A 20990-nucleotide genomic window follows, 5' to 3' on the forward strand; every position below is an offset into this window, starting at 1 on the left:
CCCTGACCGATCTGCACCGGGCTGCCCCAGCGGACGGTCAGGTCACTGTTGATGCCGTTGTTGTAACGCGCACGCAGCACCCCGCTGTCCTTATGGATCACTTCCGCGTGCCGGTCGCCGGACAGTGAATCGCCGCGGGGCCGCCACAGTGCCGCGGCGATGCGCGCGCCGTCGGCCGCTTCCGGCTGGTACCGGGCCGGGTAGGCGGACACCTGCACGCGCTGACAGACGTCGCCGACGACCGCGTTCTGCCAGCTGCCGTTGGGGTACAGCGACAGCATCTTGTCGAGGAACGCGTTGGTCGCCCAGGTCGGATTCAGCCGCTGGGCCCGGCTGCCCCAGGAGGCCCGCTGCTGGAACAGGCCGAGGCTGTCGTGGTCGTACTCGTGCGAGATGTTCTCGATGGTCGATTCGGGGATCGTCGTGGTGACCGCGATGGTGGCGGCGTGCGCGGGCAGGTTGCGGGCCCGTACGGCGTCGACGATCATGCGGGCGCAGGAGATCTTGTATCCCGTCAGCTTGTTGCGGAGCTGGCCGGTGAGCTGCGGGTTGAGTTGCCGGGCCAGATCGTTGTCGCGGCCGGTGACGCCGGCCGGGTCACACGCCACGGTGACCCAGGCCTGGGCCGGTGCCGAGGTGACGGCGACGACGCCGGCGGAGACGAGCAGTGTCGTGGTCAGCACGAGCAGACGTCGGGTGAAGGCTCTCATGGCAGGCTCCCGGCTCAGGCGACGTAGACAGCGGTGTCGGCCATGTTCCAGCCGGAGCCCACGACCGTCGGGTTGCTCCACGTCACCTTCAGGTCCGACGTGATGCCGTTGTTGTACCGGGCGACCAGCTCGCCGCCCTGCTTGGTGATGCGATCGGCCCGGCCGTCACCGTTGAGGTCACCGAAGTAGACGGCGGTGTCCGCCACGGTCAGGCCCGATTCGACCTCGACGGGGTCGCCCCAGCGGACGGTCATGTCGCCGTTGATGCCGTTGTTGTAGTAGACGAGGAGCTTCCCGTCGTCCTTGCGGATCGCCTCGGCGTAGCCGTCGCCCGAGATGTCGGCGAACTGGACGGCGTTGTCGGACCCGGTCCAGCCGGCACCGATGCGCACCGGGTCGCCCCAGATCACCGCGCCGGTGCCGTGTACGCCGTGGTTGTAGTAGGCGAAGAGGGCGCCGGTGGTGTCCTTGCGGATGACCTCGGCGTAGCCGTCACCCGAGATGTCGGCGAAGTACACCGCGTCGTCGGCCATCGTCCAGCCGGCGCCGATCGGCTTCGGCCCGTTCCAGCGGACGCCCAGGGAGCTGGTGACGCCGTGGTTGTAGTAGGCCTGCAGCGCCCCGGCCGTGTCCTTGCGGATGACGTCGGTCTGGCCGTTGCCGTCCAGGTCGGCGAAGTAGACGCTGTTGTCGGACCCGGTCCAGCCGTTGCCGACCTTGGTCGCGGCGCCCCAGTTGACCGCGCCGGCCCCGTTGACACCGTTGTTGTAGTACGCGAACAGGTCACCGGCGGCGTCCTTGCGGATCAGTTCCGCATGGCCGTCGGCCGACAGCGAATCGCGATTGGCGGAGACCAGGCCGGTACGCCGGATCGGCGTGTACGACATCAGGTCGTCCTCGTCGTTGAAGCCCAGCTTTCCGACGTTGTTGGGTCCCCACGGATTCTGGACCGTCTCGCCGTCCTTGTTGAACGAGTACACGTACGCACCCTCGCGGTGATTGCCGGAGTTCTTCCAGTGGGAGAACAACTCCATGTGCCCGCTGCGCACGATCGCATCGCCCGGAGCCAGTTGATCCCGGCTGGCGAGCCTGGTCCAGTACGGCGAGGAACCCTGGAAGTCGCCGGTGACGTAGCTCTGGCCGAGGTGCCAGGCCATCGACACCAGGCCCGAGCAGTCACGCCGGTACGTCTTGTCACCCTCGGGGTCCTGGAACCAGCCGTTCTGGGTGTAGGTGGGCCCGGCGTCCACCCAGAACTGGGCCCGGGCGAGCACCTCGGACCGGCCGATGGGTCCATTGGTGACGGACGCGTGCGCGGCCTCGGGGGCCGCGACGACGGCTGAGCCCGCGCCGAGACCGATGCCGGCTGCGGCCATGGCGAGCACGCTCGTACCGGTGGCGGCAAGCCGGCGGACGCGGGTAGGGAGAGGGGAACTGGGCGGGGAACTGGGCGATGGGCGAACGGGCATGGCTGTATCCCTGCTTTCGATCGATCGCTGTCGAATGTGGAAGCGAATTGACACCGGTCGCTACTGGCGACGGTGCGGAGGCGCGCTTAAGGTGGCCTGAGGCAGCAAGCAACCGGGTGAGGAGCCAGTCGGCGGCCTCACTCACATACGGGGTGTGCAGTGCTCGTCTCTTCGGTCGTCTCCTTTCCCGGCTTCCGGCCGGACGTCTCGGCTGGCAGGACCATCGCGCAACGGGCGGGAACGAACCTTGACCGATCCTTGACCGCCCCTGATCCCGCGCCGGCATGATCGAGTTCCGGCTGCTGGGCGAGGTCCAGATGTGGGTGTCCGGCCACCCGGTCGCGCTGGGCCCGCTCAAGCAGCGGACCGTCCTGGCCGCGCTGCTGGTCGACGCGGGCAGTGCGGTGCCGACGGACACCCTGATCGACCGGGTGTGGGACGAGGCCCCGCCGGCGGAGGCCCGCAACGTCCTGTACACGTACATGGCGCGGCTGCGCCGGATCCTGCTCACCGCGTCCGCCGACGCGCCGTCGTTGCAGCGCAAGCCCGGCGGATACCTGTTCGACGTCGACCCCGAGCTGATCGACCTGCACCTGCTGCGCCGCCTCGCCGCGCAGGCCCGGGAGCGCCCGGAAGGCGATCCGGACCGGCTGACGATGCTGCGGCGCGCCGTCGATCTGTGGCGCGGTGAGCCCCTGGCCGGGCTGAGCGGCGAGTGGGTGGCCCGGCTCCGGGAGGGGACCCGCCAGCAGATCCACGGTCTGCTGAGCGACTGGGCCGACGCGGAGATCGGTGCGGGCCGGTATGCCACGGTGGTCGACCGGTTGTCACCCGCCGTCGACAACCATCCGCTGGCCGAACCGCTCATCCTGCACCTGATGCGGGCGCTGCATCTCGACGGCCGCCGGACCTCAGCTCTCGAGCGGTACAGCCGGACCCGTCGGCATCTGGCCGACGAGCTGGGCATCGACCCCTCGGCGGAGCTCCAGGACCTGCACCAGCGGATCCTGCGCGGCACACCGTCCGAGGCCGTGCCCACGGCGCCGGCACCGGCCGAGCCCGCCGCCGACCTCCCGTCCGACGGCACGACCACCGCCTCCGACGGGGGTGTCCCCGGCCGCCAGCTCCCGGTCGGACTCGACGACTTCACCGGCTGCGAGCCGGAGATCGCGCAGGTGCTCACCACCCTGGGCAACCCGCCGGGCGAGGACAACCGCCCGGTGGTCGTGGTCAGCGGCCCCGGCGGCATCGGCAAGACGTCCTTCACCGTGCACCTGGCCAACCTGCTGCGTCCGGCCTATCCGGACGGTCAGATCCTGGTCGGTTCCGAGGGACGCGAGGGCCAGACCGGTGAGCTGGTCGACCGGGTCCTGCGCGCCCTCGGCGTACAGGACACGCACCGCCTCGGCACGATCGAGGACAAGGTCGCCCGGTACCGCGCGACCATCCGGAACCGCCGCCTGCTGATCGTCATCGACAACGCGGCCGGGGCCGGGGAGATCCGGCCGCTGGTTCCCGGCGTGCCCGGCACGGCCCTCATCGTGTCCAGCCGGGCCCGGCTCACCACCATCCCCCGGGCCGAACACGTGGAACTACGGCTGTTCTCCCGCGACGAGTCGCTGGCCCTGCTGCGCCGCATCATCGGCCCGGACCGGGTCGCCCGGGAGCCGGAGGCGGCCGCCGCCCTAACCGCGATCTGCGCCGGCCTGCCGCTGGCCCTGCGGATCGTGGCGGCGCGGCTGGCCGCCCGTGCGCACTGGCGGATCACCCGCCTGCTCGACCGCATGCGCGACGAGCGGCGCCGGCTCGACGAGATGGCGGTCGACGGCCTGGCCGTGCGGATCAGCGTCGGGGTCAGCTACGAGGGCCTGCCGCCGGCCGCCCGGCAGGCGTTCCGGCTGCTCGGTTTCCTCGGCTGCGCCACGTTCGCGGAGTGGATGGCCGCGGCTCTGTTCGGCGCCTCGGTCGACGATGCCGGGGATCTGCTGGAGCAGTTGTTCGACGCCCGGCTCGTGGAGATCGACGACAGCACGGCCGACGGGGTCGTGCGCTACCGGATGCACGAGCTGGTGCGGTTGTACGCCCGCGAACGCGCCCTCGAGGAGGACGACGAAGCCGGGCTCACCGCGGCTGTGCGCCGGACGGTCGCCGCCGCGACCGAGATCGTCGACCGGCTGGGCGAGTCGCTGCCGTACGCGGTCGCCCGGTCCTACCAGGGCATCGGTCCGGCCACCGGCGTGCACCCGACGGTCCTGGAGACGGACTGCAGCGGTCCGGACTGGCTGGCCACCGAGGCCGACGCTCTCGTGGCCACGGTGGAACGGGCCGCCGGGACGGGCCTGGTCGAGGAGGCGTGCGTACTCGCCGACGGCCTGGTCTACGCCTCGTTCGCGCTGCACAACGACTTCAGCCGGTGGAACCGCGCGCACGCCGCCGCGCACGCCGCCGCGCGGGCGAGCGGCAACCGCGTCGCGGAAGCGGTGATGGCCTGCGGGGTCGGTCTGCTGAGGTACAAGGAGGACCGGTTCAGCGAGGCCGAGCACCACTTCACCGCGGCCATCGAGCTCTTCGGCGACGTCGGTCACGAGCACGGCCGGGCCGCTGCGGTCAGCGGCCTGGGCACCGTGCTGCGGGAGGTGGGCCGGCATCAGGAGGCGGTGCCGATGCTCGAACGGGCCCTGCCGGTCCTGGAACGGGTCGGTGACCGTGACGGCGCGGCCCATGCCTCCTACGGTCTCGGGCACGCCCATCGCGAGCTCGGCAACGACGACCAGGCGATGAGCTATCTGGAACGGGCGAGGAACCTGTACCGCTCGGCCGGGCACTGGCGCGGCGAGGCGATCGCCGTCCGCGGCATCGGGCTGGTCCACCGGGCCCGCGGTGACCTCGACGCCGCCGAGGCGTGGTTCGTCCAGGCCCACGACATGGTGCTGCGCCGGGGCGACCGGCTCCTGGCCTGTTACACGACGCAGAGCCTGGCCAAGCTGTGGATCCGCCAAGGCCGGCCCGAGCAGGCCGCCGAGCCGCTGGCCCGCAGCCTGCAGCTCTGCGTCGACGCGCAGGACCGCTTCGGGGCGGCGCTGCTGCGGCGCACCCTGGGCGAGATGCACCTGGCCGCGGGCCGGCCGGCCGACGCGCTGCGGGACCTCGATCTGGCCTACGCGGTGTGGAGCGAGCTCGGGCATGAACTCGGCCGCGCCCGTACCCTGCGCGACATCGGGGCGGCGCACGTCCTGCGCGGAGACTGCGGGTCGGCCCACCATGCCTGGCAGTCGGCGTACACCACCTTCAGCCGGCTCGGTCTGCGCGAGGCCGGCGAGTTGAACTGGTGGATCCGCAGGTGGGGGTGCTACTGCGACCACGTCTGGCTGAGCGGGGACAGCGCCGGCCGCACCCTCCACTCCCGTCCCTGACGGGCCTGCAAGAAAGATTTCAGGTTCCTGTAGGGGCCGCTTCGTAGCGTGACCGCGCGCCGCACGTCGTGCGGCGTGGCGCACCCGAACGGAGACCTCGATGAGACTTGCGAAGCTGCCCCTGGTCACGACGACGCTCTGCCTCACCGCCGCCGTGGCTGCTTGTTCGAGCAACGCCGCCGCACGGGGCAGCGCCCCGGCGCCGGCGTCCACCACTCCGGCGTCCACCGCTCCGGTGCCCGCAGCGCCGGTGCCCGCAGCGACGGTGTCGCCGGCTTCAGCCCCGGCGACGTCGGCAGCGGCGGAGCGCGTGAAGACAGCCCCGGTGCAGAAAGCACCGGTGAAGAAAGCCGCGACCGGTGCCCGCCCGCTCGATCCGGGGCCCCCGCCCACCGATCCGGCGTGCGCGCCGGCGGCCATCCTGCCGACGGCCGAGCGGCTGGTGGACGACCCGGCCGCCGGTCTGAAGGTGCAGGCCGTGCAGGTCGCGGTCTGCCGCAACGGGTACGCCCGGGTGTTCACCGTCCCGGCCCGTACGCCCCAGCGGTTCGAGGGTGACCAGCTCTTCCTCCGCCTGGTGGACGGCGCCTGGACGCTGGTGGGCCGGGGCGCGAGCATCGACTGCGGCGACGCGGGCCTGCAAGCGGCCATCGCCCGGGCCTGCGCGGCGTTGGGCTGAGCCATGAGAAAACGTGCATCCGCCGCGGTGACGGCACTGGCCGGTACGGCCCTCGTGGCCACGTCCACGCCCGCGCAGGCCGCTTCGTCGGCGCCCATGGTGAGCATCCTGCAGACGACGCCGAACGCCCGGTGCGTCACCGGCCCGGCCCGGCCCACCTTCAGCGGCAACCGGATCACGTTGCACGCCACGGTGGCCGACCGCGACGGCGGTCCCCTGGCCGCGACGATCGAGTGGCGCACCCTGCTGGGTGACCGGCCGATCATCACCTACGACTGGGCCGGCCTCGACTCGCCGACCACGGTGACCATCACGGTCTATCCGCAGTACCTGCCGTGGGGCGCCGTCTACCGGTGGCGGGCCCTGGTCAGTGACGGGGAGCAGAGCGAGGTCGGCCCGTGGTGCGAGGTGAACATGCCGGACGCCGGGCCGCCGATCGGCACCTGATCCGGCTCCTCAGCCGGTTCTCAGGGGCAGGCCGCGAGCATGTCTTTCCGTGGGGTCAGTTGGCCGACCAGATGGCGGCGTTCAGGGCGGTCGCGAAGGTGACCCAGGCCCAGTACGGCACCAGCAGCCAGGCCGCGGTCCGCGAGACCGGCCGGATCAGGAAGATCGTCGCGCCGATCAGCAGCCACATGGCCACGATGTCGATCAGCGCCAGGCCGTACCGGCCGAAGCCGAAGAAGATCGGTGTCCACAGTGCGTTGAGCACGAGCTGCCCGGCGTAGACGGTGAGGGCGCGGTTCCAGCCCGTGCGGCGCCAGACCAGCCAGCCGGCGACGGCGATCATCGCGTACAGGATCGTCCACACCGGGCCGAACAGCCAGGACGGCGGCGCCCACGACGGCTGCTCGAGGTTCTGGTACTCGGCTGCCGTGCCGGCGACACCGAGGCCACCGATCAGGGCGGCGGCCGTCACCGCGGCGGCGAACGGGAGCAGACCCCACCAGGAGGGCCGATGCACAGCGGGTGCAGTCGTCATCACTGGGTGATACCCACGGCAAGGAGCCGGCTAACCGCTGAGCAGGCCCTTGATCATGCGCTGGGCGATCGCGTCGAAGCTCGGCTGGGTGGCGGGCGCGTTCTCGGCCAGCACCCGGGCCGGCTCCGGATACGCGCCGGTCGCCACCGCCGCCTACAGCTGCTCGACGTGCGCCGCGATCCGCTCCGGGTCGGTGATGCCGGCTTGGGCCTGGGCCAGTTCGTGGCTCACGTAGCTGGCGGCGAAGCCGGTCAGCAGCGCGAGGATCTCCATCCTGGTGCCGCCGGGCAGCCCGGTCGGAGCCAGGGCGGCCAGGGCGCGTTCCAGGTAACCGAGCATGTTGGGGCCGGTGAGCTGCCGGTTGGGCAGAGCGGTGGGCTCACCGACGAGGAGTGCCCGGTCCTGCTGATCCGCAGCGCCTACGGCCGCGGCTTCCCGTGGAACTCGCTGTTCGGCGCCTCCTTCGCCGCCCAGGGCTACCGCGTGATCCTGCAGAGCACCCGGGGCACCGGCGGCGACTTCCACCTCTGGCGCCACGAGGCCGCCGACGGCCAGGCCACGGTCGACTGGCTGCGCAAGCAGGAGTGGTTCCCGGGCGCCTTCGCCACGATCGGGCCCAGCCAGTTCAGCTATGCGCAGTGGTCCCTCGGCCTGGACCCACCACCCGAGTGGCGCGCGGCCGTGATGCAGGTCGCCGTGCACGACTTCTACGACGGCATGTACCCGGACCAGCACTGCGCGTTCAACCTGGAGCTGGCCCTGATCGCCGGCGTGACGTTCTTCCATCAAGGGGCGGGCACGGGCCGATACCTCCGTGCCCTGCTGCGGCTGGTGCGGCATCTGAAGCATGCCGTGCGAGGGGTACCACTCCTCGACTCCTACCGCCGGGCACTCGGGGGTCGGCGGCAGGAGTTCGAGGAGTGGATCACCCACCCGTACCAGGATGATCTGTTCTGGGCCGGCGCCGACGCCGGGCCGGCGGCGGACCGGATGACGGTGCCGGTGAGCCTGGTCTCCGGCCGGCACGACCTGGCCCTGGACCAGACGCTGCGGCAGTACGCCCGGCTGCGCCGGGCCGGCCAGGAGCCGACCCTCATGATCGGCCCCTGGACCCACACCTCGCTGTTCGAGCAGGGCCGGTCCGAGGTCTTCGCGGACGCCCTGGAACACCTGCGGGTGCACCTGCGCGGCGAGGGCGAGCGCGGGACCCGGATCCGGGTGCACGTCAACGACGCGTGGCGCGAGCTGAACGCCTGGCCACCGCCGAGCACCCCGATCCGCTACCACCTGCGGCCGGACGGCGAGCTGGGCGAGCTGGGCGAGCCCGGTGACGGCAGCACCAGCCTCGGCTACGACCCGGCCGACCCGACACCGGCGTTCGCCGGCCGGCTGCAGTCCCGCACGGCGGGGGCCCGCGACAACAAGACCCTGGAGGCGCGGGCCGACGTCCGGACCTTCACCACCGCGCCGCTGACCACGGCCCGGGAGATCATCGGTACGCCCACCGCGGAGCTGTACGCGAGCGGCAGCACCGGCCACTTCGACCTGTTCGTACGCCTCTGCGACGTGCACCCCGACGGCCGCCCGGTGAACGTGTGCGACGGCTTCACCCGGCTGACCCCGGACCACGTGGACGCCGACCGGGTGACCGTGCCGATGGGCGCGGCCGGGCACCGCTTCGAGCCCGGTCACCGGATCCGCCTGCAGGTCAGCGGGGGCGCGCATCCCCGCTTCACCCGCAACTACGGCACCGGCGAGCCACTGGCCACGGCGACCGAGCTGGTCGCCACCCGCACGACCGTCCACCACGACCCGGACCACCCTCCCGCTGCACGAGGCGGTACTTGGCGCCACCGTGCCGGCCCGCCGCTGGGCCCTGCGCAGGCCGAGGTGCGGCAGGCCAGCACGGCCTGACCAGTACAACGGGATGGTCACGGTTGTTTAGCTCGACTCGACCGGGGGGTACATGCCGCGCCGCATCCCCCACACGAATTGAGGAACACCAATGAGCATCCAGGCTCTCTTCTACCTCATCGCCGTCATCCTGCTCGTGCTCGCGGCGCTGCCGATCGGCACCCGGGGCATCTCGCTGGCCCTGCTCGGCGCCGCCTTCGCGCTGCTGGCCTTCTCCTGGGACACCATCACCGGCTGATCCGGCGATAGATGACGGCCTGCCACGGTTGCAGGACCAGATCCTCGGGCGCCGCGGCGTTGGTGAGCAGCAGTTCGGCTGCCTGCCACGCCGCGGCGTCGTCGATCTCGGCCCGGACGCTCTCACCCGTGAAGTTGCCGATGACCAGCAGGCTCGTGTCGCCGTGGGTACGGGTGAAGGCGTACAGCCGCTCGTCGTGCGGCAGCAGCATCGTGAAGTCGCCGTAGACGACCGCCGGTTCCTCGTGCCGCAGCGCGATCAGCTTGCGGTAGAAGTGGTAGACCGAGTCCGGGTCCTCGACCGCGGCCTCGGCGTTCACCTGGGTGTGGTTCGGGTTGACGGCGAGCCAGGGCGTGCCGGTCGTGAAGCCGGCGTACGGCGAGGCGTCCCACTGCATCGGGGTGCGCGCGTTGTCCCGGCCGCGGGCCCGCAGCACCTTCAGCACGTCCTCCGGGGAGCGGCCCTCCTGGTCGACGGCCTGCACGTACTGGCCCAGCGCCTCGATGTCGCGGAAGTCGGCGATGGTGGCGAACGGCGCGTTCGTCATCCCCAGTTCCTCGCCCTGGTAGACGTACGGCGTCCCGCGATGCAGGTGCAGCACCGCGCCGAGCATCTGTGCCGACCGCACCCGGTACTGCGGTGAGTCGTCACCGAAGCGGGAGACCACCCGCGGCTGGTCGTGGTTGTTCCAGTAGAGACTGTTCCACCCGTTCTCGGCCAGCCCGGCCTGCCACCGCCCCAGGATCGCCTTCAGGTCGGTGAGCCGCAGCGGGTACAGCAGCCAGGGGTCCTCGCCCCGGTCGACCCAGACGTGGTCGAACTGGAAGACCATGTCGACCTCGCCCCGGGCCGGGTCGGTGAACAGCTTGGCCTCGTCGATCGTCACGCCCGGCATCTCGCCCACGGTCAGCAGCTCCTGCGAACGGCCGGCGAAGACCCGCTCGTGCATCTCGTGCAGGAACTCGTGGATCCGCGGGCCGTTCATGTAGGACGCCGAGCCGTCCCCGTACGCGATCCCGGGCCGCACCGGGCCGTCGGGCAGCGTGGTGTCCTTGGAGATGTAGTTGATGACGTCCATCCGGAAGCCGTCCACGCCGCGGTCCAGCCACCAGTTCATCATCGCGTAGACCGCCTCGCGGACCTCCGGGTTCTCCCAGTTGAGGTCGGGCTGTTTGCGGCTGAACAGGTGCAGGTAGTACTCGCCGGTCACCGGGTCGTACTCCCAGGCCGGCCCGCCGAACGCCGCACCCCAGTTGGTGGGCTCGGCGCCGGGCGCCCCCGGCTCCATGCCCTCGCGGGCGGGCCGCCACCAGTACCAGTCGCGCTTCGGGTTGTCCTTGGACGAGCGGCTCTCGGCGAACCACGGGTGCTCGTCCGAGCTGTGGTTCACCACCAGGTCCATGATCAGCTTCATGCCCCGGGCGTGCACCCCGGCCAGCAGCTCGTCGAAGCCGGCCAGGTCGCCGAAAACCGGGTCGATGTCCTGGTAGTCGCTGATGTCGTAGCCGTTGTCGTCCTGCGGCGACGGATAGACCGGGGACAGCCAGATCACATCCACGCCCAGCCCGGCGAGGTGGTCCAGGTGCGCGAGGATCCCGCGCAGGTCGCCCATGCCGTCCCCGTCGGCGTCGGCGAAGCTGCGCGGATAGATCTGGTAAACGACGGCGCGGTGCCACCAGGGGTTCTGCATAGTCACTCCTTAACACGGGAACCTCCCGCGAAACATCGGTTCCGCTCCCATACTGGGGCCCATGAGAGTGGCACTGCTCGGACCGGTCGCCTGGCGCACCCCGCCGGTTCACTACGGACCCTGGGAGTTGATCACCAGTCTGCTCGCCGAGGGACTGACCGCGCGCGGGATCGAGGTGACGCTGTTCGCGACGCTCGACTCGGTCACCAAGGCCACTCTCGACGGCGTCTGCCCGAGCGGCTACGAGGACACCCCGGAGATCGACGGCCGGGTCTGGGAGGCTCTGCACGTCGCGTACGCGCTGGAGCGCTCCGGCGACTTCGACCTGGTCCACAACCATCTCGACTGGCTGCCGCTGGCGTTCTCCGCGCACTGCAAGGCGCCGATGCTGACCACGGTGCACGGCTTCTCGGGGCCGAACATCCTGCCGGCGTACCGCCGGGGCCGGTCGCACTACGTCTCCATCTCGGACGCCGACCGCTCCCCCGACCTGGACTACCTGGCCACCGTCTACCACGGCGTCGACCTGGAGGGGCTGCCGTTCGATCCGGTGGGCGGGGACGGCCTGGTGGCGTTCGGGCGCATCCACCCGGACAAGGGCACGCATACCGCCATCGAGATCGCCCGCCGGGCCGGCCGCCGGCTGACGCTCTGCGGCATCGTGCAGGACCAGCGCTACTTCGCCGAGCAGGTGGAACCGCACATCGACGGCGACCGGGTGGTCTACCTGGGCTCGGTGGGGCCGACGCAACGGGCCGCGATCCTCGGTGGCAGCGCCGCCCTGCTGCACCCGATCCTGTTCGCCGAGCCGTTCGGGCTCTCCGTGGTGGAGTCGATGATCTGCGGGACGCCCGTGGTGGCGTACCGCAAGGGGTCGATGCCCGAGGTGGTGGACGAGGGTCTCACCGGCCGGCTGGCCGACGACGTCGACCAGGCCGTGGCCGCGGTGGCGGACGTCGTGCGCCTGGACCGCTCGGCCTGCCGGGCGCGGGCCCGCTCCCGCTTCGGCGCGGACCGCATGGTCGAGGACTACCTGGCGATTTATCGAGAATTGGTCGACTGATCAACCGTTCTTGTTAATGTCATATTACGAAATTGCGGCATTTCACAGTCAGTCGCCGCCGAAAGCTGAAGCGTGCGCTCACGCTCCACGCCCGCGCGCGCCGGTTTGTGCTGCGGGGAGGCAGCCTCTGATCAGAAAGGCCCGTCAATGCCCGCCACCTACGGTTTCCTGAGCACCTATCCCCCCACCCAATGCGGTCTGGCGACGTTCAATGCGGCGCTCGCCAGTCACCTGACGGGCGGCACGCCCGCCAACGGTGTGGTCCGGCTGCTCTCCGCCGACGCCGTCGGGGGCGGACTGGCGGTCGACCGTACGGCGCCGCGGGTCGCGCACACCTGGCACACCGACACCCCGGGCGGCTGGACCGCCGCGGCGAACGTCCTCAACCGCTTCGACGTCGCGATCGTCCAGCACGAGTACGGCATCTACCCCGGCGTCGACGGCGATGAGGTGCTGCCCCTGCTGCGCGCCGTCAAGGTGCCGACGATCGTCGTGCTGCACACCGTGCTCAGCACACCTTCGATTCACCAGCGCCTGGTGCTGGAACGCATCGTGGCCGCCGCCGACGCGGTGGTCACCATGACGGACACCGCCCGGCAGCGCCTCAGCACCGGCTACCGGATCGACGCCCGCAAGGTCACGGTCATCCCGCACGGCGCCGGCAGCCACTCCAGCGCCCCGCGCGAGGCCCACGACGTCCCGCACCTGCTCACCTGGGGGCTGCTCGGGCCCGGCAAGGGCATCGAGTGGGCCCTGCGCTCGCTGGCCCTGCTGCGCGACCTCACCCCGATGCCCGCCTACACGGTCGCCGGGCGGACCCACCCCAAGGTGCTCGAACACCACGGCGACGTCTACCGGGAGTCGCTCAAGGCACTGGCCGCCGAGCTGGGCGTCGCCGGCGCCGTCCGGTGGGACGACGTCTACCACGACCAGGCGACGCTGAGCCGGCTGATCCGCTCGGCCGACGTGGTGGTGCTGCCGTACGACTCCACCGAACAGGTCACCTCCGGCGTGCTCATCGAGGCCGTCGGTGCGGGCGTACCCGTGGTGGCCACCGAGTTCCCGCACGCCGTGGAGCTGCTGGCCGACGGGCCCGGCCTGCTCGTACCGCACCAGGACCCACCGGCCATGGCCGCCGCGATCCGGCACCTGCTGTCCACCCCGGACGAGGCGCCGCACCTCAACGGACTCGGGGGCGCCCCGACCCTGCGCTGGCCCGCCGTCGCCGCCCGCTACCAGGCCCTGGCCACGCGACTGGTGCAGGACCGCGCGACCACCACCGCCCCCGTACCCGCGTGAGCGTCTCCCTGCGGCTCGTGCCGCCGCCGATCCGGCTCGTCGACGCACCAGAACCCAACTGGTCCCAGATCGCCCGGCTCTCCGACGACACCGGGCTGCTGGAACACGCCCGGCACGCGACCCCGCGGCGCGAGCACGGCTACTGCGTCGACGACGTGGCCCGCGGGCTGCTCGTCGCCAGCCGCGAGCCGCAGCCCACCGCCCTGGTGACCGGGCTGGCGGAGCGCTACCTGACCTTCCTCACCCACGCCCTGACCCCGGACGGCCGGTGCCGCAACCGGCTCAGCTACGACCGGCGCTGGCTGGACGAGCCCGACCTGGGCGACTGGTGGGGCCGGGCGGTGTGGGCCCTCGGCACGGCCGCCGGTCGCTGCCCGGTGCCCTGGATCCGGACCGAGGCCCGCACGGCGTTCACCATCGCGGCGCGCAACCGTTCGCCCTGGCCGCGGGCGATGGCCTTCGCCGGCCTGGGCGCGGCCGAGGTGCTGCGGGCCGACCCGCGCACGGGCACGGCGGCCGAGCTGCTCGGCGACGCCGCCACGGTGGTGGGGCTGCCCGACTCCGACCCCGAATGGGTGTGGCCGGAACGCGAGCTGACCTACGCCAACCCGGCCCTGGCCGAGGTCCTCATCGCCGCCGGCGACCTGCTGGGCGACGAGCCGCTGCTGACCGACGGGCTGCGGATGCTGAGCTGGCTGTGCCGCACGCAGGAGCACCAGGGCCACCTGTCCACAGTGCCGGTCGGCGGCTGGCGGCCGGACGTGCCCCGGCACCGCTTCGACCAGCAGCCCATCGAGGCCGCCGCGACGGCCGACGCCTGTGCCACCGCCGGCGCGGTGACCGGGGACGACCGCTGGGACGCGCCGCTGTTCCAGGCCATCGCGTGGTTCCTGGGCGACAACGACTCCGGCACCGTCATGTACGACCCCCTCACGGGTGGCGGATATGACGGATTGACCCCGGACGGGCCTAACCTGAACCAAGGCGCCGAATCCACCCTCGCCCTCGTCTCCACCCTCCAGCACGCACGCGCGCTGGCGGCGCGGAGCACGACCAGACCCTCAGGCGGATTGGCATGACCGTAACCATGGACCCCCGTGATGTCCGGACCACCTCGCTCGCCCAGCGGCACGCGCTCACCATGCAGCCCGACGGCCGGCGGGTCGTCATCAAGCTCTTCGTGCCCGGTGAGGACGCCCAGCTCGGGCAGAACCGGGCCTCGCTGATCATCGAGCGCATCCTGCAGCTCGACGACGACGAGATCACCCGGCTGCTCGACGACGTGCTGGCCCGCTTCTCCGGTCGCCACCACGACATCTGCGCCACCTTCCAGCACCACTACGACCTGGTGCACCACCGGGTGCCGCCGGACATCGACCTGTCCCCGAGCGCCCGGGCACTGATCGGCGCCTACTTCAGCCACGAGTTCGCCGTCGAGGCGGCGGCGTTGTGCAACCCGTCGATGGTGCCGCACCCGGACCAGAGCGATCTGGCCCCGGGCGAGCTGCGGGCGGCGATCAGCCTGCGGCAGATCGGCGAGGGGCACATCTCCTCGGTCGGCTTCTGCTCGGCCGTGCTCGGCCCGGACGACAAGATCCGGCTCGAGGACCGCGACGGGCCGCTGATGATCGGTCAGCGGGTCGGCGCCAAGCACCAGCGCGACCTGCTCGCCGCCGGCCTGGCCGAGGAGGACCTGGACAACGAGATCACCGCCACGGTGCTGTCCTCGCTGCCCGAGCGCTACGACGACGACGAGTTCGAGGACGTCCTGGGTCATCTGCCCGGCGAGCTGCTGGCCCGGCCCACGGCCAACGAGACGCTGGAGGCCATCCGGCGCATCGTGGCCAGCGACTACGCGGTGATGTTCCCGGTCGCCGTGCCGCTGCACCAGCGGGTGCTCTGGCCGGCCACCCCGGCCGAGAGCAACGGCATGGAGGACGCGCGTTTCGTGCAGGTCGCGGAGGCGGACGGGCGGACGGCGTACCACGCGACCTACACCGCGTACGACGGCCGGCACATCGGCGGGCGGATGATGCACACCCGCGACCTGCGGCACTTCGAGGTCACCGCGCTGCGGGGCCCGGCGGCCCGCAACAAGGGCATGGCGTTGTTCCCGCGGACGGTGAACGGCCGGCACCTGGCGCTGTGCCGCTCGGACGGCGAGACCCTCGGGCTCAGCACCCGCGACGAGCAGAACCGCTGGCAGGACGCGGTGCCGCTGCTGATGCCGCACCGCGGCTGGGACCTGATCCAGGTCGGCAACTGCGGGTCACCGGTGGAGACCGAGGCCGGCTGGCTGGTGCTGACCCACGGCGTGGGCCCGATGCGGCGGTACGCGATCGGCGCGATGCTGCTCGACCTCGACCATCCGGAGCGGGTCATCGCCGACCTGCCGCACGGGCTGCTGGAGCCCGACGAGACCGAGCGTGAGGGGTACGTGCCCAACGTCGTCTACTCCTGCGGCGGGCTGGTGCACGCGGGGCGGTTCTGGCTGCCGTACGGGGCCAGCGACGTCCGGGTGGGCTTCGCCAGCATCCCGCTCGACGCCCTGCTCGCCGCGATGGTGCCGGTCGTCTAGGACTGGCCCTGACGGGCGTCGTGCACCAGCAGGGCCACCTGGACGCGGTTGGTCAGGTCCAGTTTGGTGAGGATGCGCGAGACGTACGCCTTGACCGTGGCCGTGCTCATCCGCAGGGCCGTACCGATCTCCTGGTTGGTGCGGCCCTGGGCGACGAGCAGCGCGACGTCGCGTTCCCCCGGGCTGAGCCGCTGCAGCGCCGCGCGGGCCCGGTCCCGTCCCGGATCCGGCGCCGCGGCCGCGACGTGGTTCATCATCCGGCGCAGCACCTCGGGTGAGAGCATCGGCTCACCCGCCGCCACCCGGCGCACCGCCCGCGCGATCTCCTCCGGCGGGGTGTGCTTGAGCAGGAAGCCGCTGGCTCCGGCGCGCATCGCCCGCAGCACGTGCGCGTCGGTGTCGAAGGTGGTCAGCACGATCACCTCGGGTGGTTCGCGGCGGGTGCGCAGCGACTCGGTGGCGGTGAGGCCGTCCATGCCGGGCATCCGGATGTCCATCAGCACCACGTCCGGGCGGTGGGTGCCGACCGCGGCGGCGACCTCGGTGCCGTCCGCGACCGCCCCGGCCACCTCGATGCCGTCGAACGCGGCCAGCATCATCGTCAGCCCGGCCCGGACCAGCGCGTCGTCGTCCACGAGCAGCACCCGCACCGGCTGCGGTGCCGTGGTCACGGGGTCCACGGCAACCAGGCCCGCAGCTGGAACTCGCCGGTCGCGGTGGGGCCGTGGTCCAGGCGCCCGCCGGCGAGCTGCACCCGTTCGCGCAGCCCGACCAGTCCGGTGCCCGAGCCCGGCAGCCCGGAGCCCCCGGCCCGCAACGGGTTGCCGACCTCCACCACCAGCCCCTGCTCGGCGTGGCCGGTGACCGCGACCCGGACGTGGGCGCCGGGCGCGTGCTTGCGGGCGTTGGTCAGCGCCTCCTGCACGACGCGGTAGGCGTGCCGCCCGACCCCGGCCGGCACCCCGTCGGCGGCCAGTCGCAGCTCCACCCGTTCCCCGGCCTCCCGGGACTGCGCGATCAACGCGGGCACGTCGTCGAGGGTCGGCTGCGGGCGGTCCTCGGCCGGCTCGCGCAGCATGCCGATCACCTGGCGCAGCTCCTCCAGCGCCTCGTACGCGCTCTGCCGGATCACCCCGGCCGCCTCCCGCTCGCTGCGCGGGGCGTCGCGGCGCACCTCCAGCGCGCCGGCGTGCACCGCGAGCAGGGAGATCCGGTGGGCCAGCACGTCGTGCATCTCCCGGGCGATCCGTTCCCGCTCGGCCAGCCGGGCCTGCTCGACCCGCAGTTCGTCACCCTGCTCGGCCTCGCGGGCCCGCTCGGCCCAGGACCGGACCAGCCGGCGCTGGGAGCGGACCAGCATCCCGATCCCGACGAGGATGACGTGCAGCAGCACCAGGAACGTCGTCGCCTCCCAGTAGATGCGGGTGGGGCCGAGCGCGATCAGATAGACGGTGGCCAGCGAGACCGCGTGCACCGCGGTGACGGCGACGGCCACCGCGGCGGTGCGGTACAGCGCAACGCCGAACAGGGCGATCGGGGTGGCACCCATGGGCAGCCCGAAGAGCAGGCCCAGCACGACGAGGACGAGGGCGAGCGCGACCGGGCGGCTGCGGCGGTACCGGATCAGGGCGGTGATCGCGACCGTACCGGCGACCAGCTCGACCCCGATCGGCCAGCCGTCGCCCTCGTTCAGGGTGGTGGCCAGGAAGAAGCTGCCCAGGGCCAGGGCGGTGCCGGCCAGGGCCGCTTCGACGAGCCAGCGCCTCATGACTGGACCGTACTGTGCCGGGGACAGCCCGCGCAGTGGCCGGTCGGCGACCGCCACGTCGACTTTGGTCGACGTGGGTGCGACCACCGCCGGTAGCGGCACCCCGCGAGCACGCCGGAGACTCGGCAGCCGTGGACAACGAGACGATCGTGGCGACCCCGGTGTGGGTCCGTGCGGCGGTGTGGACCGCGCTGCCGGCGGCCGGGGCCGGGCTGGGCTGGGTGGTACGCGAGCTGCCGGGATGGATCCTGCGGATCCCGTTCGTGCCGATGCGGGGGCCGCTGCGCCTGGTGGACCGGTGGGGCGAGCCCGAGGCGACGATCGGCGCGGTGCTGCTCGGCGCGATCGCCGGACTCGTGCTGGCCGGACTCGTCGACCGGGAGTCGCTGACCGTGCGCCTCTCCGGAACCGAGGTGACGCTGACCCGCCCGGGCACCACCCGGACAGTGCCGCGCGGTGCCGTCGCGGTGGCGTACCGGGAGGGTGACCAGCTCGTGCTGCTCGGGCCGACCGGGCGGGAGGTGGCCCGGGAGCCGTCGCACCTGCCGGTCGCCCGGCTCGCCGCGGCCTTCGGCACCGTCTGGGCGGCGCAGGACCCGTACGAGGGCTCCTATCGGCGCTGGGTGCCGGACCTGCCGGATGTCCCGGCGGAGGCGGCGGCGCTCTTCGCCGCCCGGCAGCAGGCCCTGGACAAGGGCGACAGCGACGACGCCCGGGACCTGCGCGAGGAGCTGGCCCGGCTCGGCTTCGTGGTGCGCGACCGCAGGAAGCGTCAGCACTTCCGCCGGGCGGAAGGGATCTAGACCGTCGCGGCGACCACCCAGATGGTCAGGACCGCGAGGAACTCGCCGTCCGCGCCGGCCTGCTCCACCTGGTCGAACCAGCGCTCGCGCAGCCCGGTCGGGGTCATCCAGGACTCCTGGGGCACCTGGGGGTTGACCATCGGCAGCACCACCGCGGCCGAGTCCGGATCGGGGAAGTAGCACGTCACCGGGGTGGCACTGATGTCGCGCAGGCCGTAGCCGACCAGCCGGCGCCGCAGGGTGCGGCCCATGTCGAGCCGGCGCGGGGTGAGCCGGCCGTGCATGTGCGCGACGATCGTCTCGGCCAGCGCGGCGTCCACGCCGTCGAAGGCCAGCGAGTCCCAGTCCGTGTCGAGCAGGCAGAGCCGGCCACCCGGGCGGATCACCCGGATCAGCTCGCCGATCGCCACGTCCGCGTCGTCCACGTGCTGCAGCACCCGCTCGCACCAGACGCCGTCGAAGCTGTCGTCGGGCAGGTCGAGCTCGGAGACGTCGCCGGTCACGTACCGGATGTCGCCGCCGTCGTGGCGCTCGCGGGCGGCGCCCAGCGTCGCCGCGGAATGGTCCAGGGCGACCACCTGACCCCCCGGCGCCACCGCCGTGGCCAGTGCCCGGGCGACGTCGCCGGCACCGCAGCCGGCGTCCAGCAGGCGCTGCCCGGGGGCCGGGCGCAGCGCCTGCCACGCGGTGTGCCGGACCCGGCGGATCTCGGGATGACGGGACATGCCCTCGAGGGCCGCCACCAGCATGGCGAACATGTCCGGCGGGATGGCATCGAGGTCCGCGAAGGGGGTGCGGTCCAGCTGTGCGGGCTCCATGGCTCCGATCGTCGCGCGGCGCGGCCCGGGCGGTGAGCGCCGGTCAATCTTCCGACACGGGAAGCCTCGGATTCCGGAAGTTTTCACCGATCGGGTGACTGTGACCCGCATTCGGCAGCTGCTGCCCGCCGGCAACCTGGACCGCACCCGGCTGGCCGCGACGGCCCTCGGCTGCCTGGGGCTGGCCGCCGCCCTGGCCCAGGTCGGCAACGAGTACCGGTCGCCGGGCTGGCACCGGGCGTCGTTCCTGGCCATCGTGCTGGTGATGGCCGCGGTCGTGCTGACCCATCTGCGCGGCCGGGCTCCGTGGTGGGACGCGGTCACGCTGCCGGTGCTGATCACCGTCGGCGGCGCCGGCCTGCGGGACCCGCTCGCGACGATCGGGCTGTCCTTCGCGGTCGCCCTGGGCCTGTCCCTGTACGGGCCGACGGGCCTGTGGGTCCTGCGGACAGTCGGCACTTTCGCGGCTATACCGGTAGCAGTGGCCATTTCGCCGATCTCGCTCGGCCGGGTCATTTCCTGGCACTCCCCCACCGTGCTCGGCATGCTGCCGATGCTGGCGCTGATGAGCGCGATGATGCGCGGCATCTACCTGGCTCTGCGGCACCAGGAACGGGTCAGCGCGCGCGACGCCGTGCTGGCGCAGACCGGCAGCCGCATGATCAGCCTCACCGAGGTGACCGCCGTCCGCCGGCTGGGCGTCGAGGCGGCGAACGCCATCGTCGCCCTGACTCCCGGGGTCGCCATGGTGATCCTGCGCCGGGACGAGCGGGGCCTGTTCGTCAAGGCCGTGGCCGGTCTGCCGGAATCGTTGCTGGACCGGACCGTGCCCGAGTCGGTGGTGACCGGTCCGGCCGGGCTCGAAGAGCTGGCGCCCGGGTTCCGGCACTGGCGGGTCGAGACGTTCTCCGCGGACCTGCACCTGCTGGTCGGCGGACGTAACCCGGTGGCCGAGGACGTGGTGGCGGCGTTCCGTACGGTGTCGAACCAGGTGGTGCTCGGGGAGGCGGCCTGCGTCTCGCACGCCGAACTCGACCACCGGGCGCACCACGACCACCTCACCGGGCTGCCCACCCGCGACAAGTTCTTCCGCGAGCTCGACGCGGCGACGGCCGCGGGGACGCCGGGCAGCGTCGCGCTGCTGCTCATCGACCTGGACGACTTCAAGGCGGTCAACGACACGTACGGGCACGCGGCCGGCGACGAGCTGCTGGTGGAGCTGGCCGGCCGGATCGTCCGCGCGGGCGGGCCCGGCAGCGTGGCCGCCCGGCTGGGTGGTGACGAGTTCGCGCTGCTGCTGACCGGACTCGGCGGGCCGGGCGACGCCGACGCGACGGCCCGGACGGTGAGTGCCGCCATCGTCGCGCCGGCGCGGCTCACCGACGCCACGGTGACGGTCGGCGCGTCCATCGGCATCGCCGCGGCCACGGCGGGCTGCACGGCCGGCGAGCTGACCCGGCACGCCGACGTGGCCATGTACGCGGCCAAGGCGCACGGCAAGAACCGCGTCGAGCGCTACGACCCGGAGCGCCTGCAGCCCGCCTGAGCGGCCCGGACGCCCGGTGC

The 20990-nt window shown here is 72.3% G+C and carries 18 protein-coding genes and 1 pseudogene; 11 read left to right on the forward strand and 8 right to left on the reverse strand.

Annotation, left to right across the window (positions count from 1 at the left end; all coding sequences use genetic code 11):
- Together Aau02nite_RS24900 and Aau02nite_RS24905 are read right to left on the reverse strand one after the other, a co-directional pair.
- A pseudogene (locus tag Aau02nite_RS24900) lies at positions 1-710 on the reverse strand (hypothetical protein); the annotation flags it as partial.
- A gap of 14 nt (positions 711-724) precedes the next feature.
- Entirely contained in the window at positions 725-2086 is a 1362-nt protein-coding gene (locus tag Aau02nite_RS24905) for an FG-GAP repeat domain-containing protein (RefSeq protein ID WP_212990985.1), read from the reverse strand.
- Positions 2087-2463: 377 nt separating this feature from the next.
- Here Aau02nite_RS24905 and Aau02nite_RS24910 point away from each other — a divergent pair, with 377 nt between their 5' ends.
- The 3 genes from Aau02nite_RS24910 (at position 2464) to Aau02nite_RS24920 (ending at position 6718) form a co-directional block, all read left to right on the forward strand.
- Positions 2464-5592 carry an AfsR/SARP family transcriptional regulator gene (locus tag Aau02nite_RS24910; protein ID WP_212990986.1) on the forward strand — a complete coding sequence of 1043 codons (3129 nt, stop codon included), beginning with the start codon at positions 2464-2466 and terminating at the stop codon, positions 5590-5592.
- A 100-nt stretch (positions 5593-5692) separates the two neighbouring features.
- Positions 5693-6271: a hypothetical protein gene (locus Aau02nite_RS24915; protein ID WP_212990987.1), complete on the forward strand. Its 579-nt coding sequence runs from the start codon at positions 5693-5695 to the stop codon at positions 6269-6271.
- 3 nt (positions 6272-6274) lie between these two features.
- Positions 6275-6718, forward strand: a complete 444-nt coding sequence (locus Aau02nite_RS24920) for a hypothetical protein (RefSeq protein ID WP_212990988.1) — start codon at positions 6275-6277, stop codon at positions 6716-6718.
- A gap of 55 nt (positions 6719-6773) precedes the next feature.
- Here the strand turns inward: Aau02nite_RS24920 and Aau02nite_RS24925 are convergent, their stop codons facing one another.
- Together Aau02nite_RS24925 and Aau02nite_RS46695 are read right to left on the reverse strand one after the other, a co-directional pair.
- Positions 6774-7253, reverse strand: a complete 480-nt coding sequence (locus tag Aau02nite_RS24925) for a TspO/MBR family protein (protein WP_212990989.1) — start codon at positions 7251-7253, stop codon at positions 6774-6776.
- A 153-nt stretch (positions 7254-7406) separates the two neighbouring features.
- Entirely contained in the window at positions 7407-7592 is a 186-nt protein-coding gene (locus Aau02nite_RS46695; protein ID WP_246595425.1) for a hypothetical protein, read from the reverse strand.
- 15 nt (positions 7593-7607) lie between these two features.
- On the opposite strand from Aau02nite_RS46695, the gene Aau02nite_RS24930 reads away from it, so the two are divergent.
- Both Aau02nite_RS24930 and Aau02nite_RS24935 read left to right on the forward strand, forming a co-directional pair.
- Positions 7608-9167 carry a CocE/NonD family hydrolase gene (locus Aau02nite_RS24930; RefSeq protein ID WP_281421025.1) on the forward strand — a complete coding sequence of 520 codons (1560 nt, stop codon included), beginning with the start codon at positions 7608-7610 and terminating at the stop codon, positions 9165-9167.
- A 91-nt stretch (positions 9168-9258) separates the two neighbouring features.
- Complete coding sequence (locus Aau02nite_RS24935) at positions 9259-9405, forward strand: hypothetical protein (RefSeq protein WP_212990991.1); 147 nt, start codon at positions 9259-9261, stop codon at positions 9403-9405.
- Here the strand turns inward: Aau02nite_RS24935 and Aau02nite_RS24940 are convergent.
- Positions 9395-11095, reverse strand: a complete 1701-nt coding sequence (locus Aau02nite_RS24940) for a glycoside hydrolase family 13 protein (protein ID WP_212990992.1) — start codon at positions 11093-11095, stop codon at positions 9395-9397. The genes Aau02nite_RS24935 and Aau02nite_RS24940 overlap by 11 nt on opposite strands.
- 61 nt (positions 11096-11156) lie before the next feature.
- On the opposite strand from Aau02nite_RS24940, the gene Aau02nite_RS24945 reads away from it, so the two are divergent.
- The 4 genes from Aau02nite_RS24945 (at position 11157) to Aau02nite_RS24960 (ending at position 16035) form a co-directional block, all read left to right on the forward strand.
- Entirely contained in the window at positions 11157-12158 is a 1002-nt protein-coding gene (locus tag Aau02nite_RS24945; protein WP_212990993.1) for a glycosyltransferase family 4 protein, read from the forward strand.
- Between the two features lie 147 nt (positions 12159-12305).
- Positions 12306-13457 (forward strand): glycosyltransferase, encoded by a 1152-nt coding sequence (locus Aau02nite_RS24950; protein WP_212990994.1) that lies wholly within the window; start codon positions 12306-12308, stop codon positions 13455-13457.
- The gene (locus Aau02nite_RS24955; protein WP_212990995.1) at positions 13454-14536 is read left to right on the forward strand and encodes a glycosyltransferase; all 1083 of its coding nucleotides are present in this window, start codon (positions 13454-13456) and stop codon (positions 14534-14536) included. Before Aau02nite_RS24950 ends, Aau02nite_RS24955 begins: the two co-directional genes overlap by 4 nt.
- Positions 14537-14544: 8 nt before the next feature.
- Entirely contained in the window at positions 14545-16035 is a 1491-nt protein-coding gene (locus Aau02nite_RS24960; RefSeq protein WP_246595419.1) for a glycoside hydrolase family 130 protein, read from the forward strand.
- On the opposite strand, the gene Aau02nite_RS24965 is transcribed toward Aau02nite_RS24960, so the two are convergent.
- Both Aau02nite_RS24965 and Aau02nite_RS24970 read right to left on the reverse strand, forming a co-directional pair.
- The gene (locus tag Aau02nite_RS24965) at positions 16032-16706 is read right to left on the reverse strand and encodes a response regulator transcription factor (RefSeq protein WP_281421024.1); all 675 of its coding nucleotides are present in this window, start codon (positions 16704-16706) and stop codon (positions 16032-16034) included. The genes Aau02nite_RS24960 and Aau02nite_RS24965 overlap by 4 nt on opposite strands.
- On the reverse strand, positions 16703-17803 hold the full coding sequence (locus tag Aau02nite_RS24970; protein WP_212990997.1) for a sensor histidine kinase: 1101 nt from the start codon (positions 17801-17803) through the stop codon (positions 16703-16705). Before Aau02nite_RS24970 ends, Aau02nite_RS24965 begins: the two co-directional genes overlap by 4 nt.
- 131 nt (positions 17804-17934) lie before the next feature.
- Between Aau02nite_RS24970 and Aau02nite_RS24975 the strand changes: the two genes are divergently transcribed.
- Positions 17935-18606 (forward strand): YqeB family protein, encoded by a 672-nt coding sequence (locus Aau02nite_RS24975; RefSeq protein ID WP_212990998.1) that lies wholly within the window; start codon positions 17935-17937, stop codon positions 18604-18606.
- Here Aau02nite_RS24975 and Aau02nite_RS24980 read toward each other — a convergent pair.
- Positions 18603-19424, reverse strand: a complete 822-nt coding sequence (locus Aau02nite_RS24980) for a methyltransferase domain-containing protein (RefSeq protein WP_212990999.1) — start codon at positions 19422-19424, stop codon at positions 18603-18605. The two genes, Aau02nite_RS24975 and Aau02nite_RS24980, sit on opposite strands and share 4 nt — an antisense overlap.
- 100 nt (positions 19425-19524) lie before the next feature.
- Here Aau02nite_RS24980 and Aau02nite_RS24985 point away from each other — a divergent pair, with 100 nt between their 5' ends.
- Positions 19525-20970 carry a GGDEF domain-containing protein gene (locus tag Aau02nite_RS24985; RefSeq protein ID WP_212991000.1) on the forward strand — a complete coding sequence of 482 codons (1446 nt, stop codon included), beginning with the start codon at positions 19525-19527 and terminating at the stop codon, positions 20968-20970.
- Positions 20971-20990 lie beyond the last annotated feature (20 nt).

The sequence above is a fragment of the Actinoplanes auranticolor genome (assembly GCF_018332655.1).
GTDB classification, from domain to species: domain Bacteria; phylum Actinomycetota; class Actinomycetes; order Mycobacteriales; family Micromonosporaceae; genus Actinoplanes; species Actinoplanes auranticolor.

Coding starts and splice junctions, on each gene's coding strand:
- Aau02nite_RS24905 (WP_212990985.1), bottom strand. CDS start 2,086: ATGGCCGCAGCCGGCATCGGTCTCGGCGCGGGCTCAGCCGTCGTCGCG.
- Aau02nite_RS24910 (WP_212990986.1), top strand. CDS start 2,464: ATGATCGAGTTCCGGCTGCTGGGCGAGGTCCAGATGTGGGTGTCCGGC.
- Aau02nite_RS24915 (WP_212990987.1), top strand. CDS start 5,693: ATGAGACTTGCGAAGCTGCCCCTGGTCACGACGACGCTCTGCCTCACC.
- Aau02nite_RS24920 (WP_212990988.1), top strand. CDS start 6,275: ATGAGAAAACGTGCATCCGCCGCGGTGACGGCACTGGCCGGTACGGCC.
- Aau02nite_RS24925 (WP_212990989.1), bottom strand. CDS start 7,253: ATGACGACTGCACCCGCTGTGCATCGGCCCTCCTGGTGGGGTCTGCTC.
- Aau02nite_RS46695 (WP_246595425.1), bottom strand. CDS start 7,592: ATGCTCGGTTACCTGGAACGCGCCCTGGCCGCCCTGGCTCCGACCGGG.
- Aau02nite_RS24935 (WP_212990991.1), top strand. CDS start 9,259: ATGAGCATCCAGGCTCTCTTCTACCTCATCGCCGTCATCCTGCTCGTG.
- Aau02nite_RS24940 (WP_212990992.1), bottom strand. CDS start 11,095: ATGCAGAACCCCTGGTGGCACCGCGCCGTCGTTTACCAGATCTATCCG.
- Aau02nite_RS24945 (WP_212990993.1), top strand. CDS start 11,157: ATGAGAGTGGCACTGCTCGGACCGGTCGCCTGGCGCACCCCGCCGGTT.
- Aau02nite_RS24950 (WP_212990994.1), top strand. CDS start 12,306: ATGCCCGCCACCTACGGTTTCCTGAGCACCTATCCCCCCACCCAATGC.
- Aau02nite_RS24960 (WP_246595419.1), top strand. CDS start 14,545: ATGGACCCCCGTGATGTCCGGACCACCTCGCTCGCCCAGCGGCACGCG.
- Aau02nite_RS24970 (WP_212990997.1), bottom strand. CDS start 17,803: ATGAGGCGCTGGCTCGTCGAAGCGGCCCTGGCCGGCACCGCCCTGGCC.
- Aau02nite_RS24980 (WP_212990999.1), bottom strand. CDS start 19,424: ATGGAGCCCGCACAGCTGGACCGCACCCCCTTCGCGGACCTCGATGCC.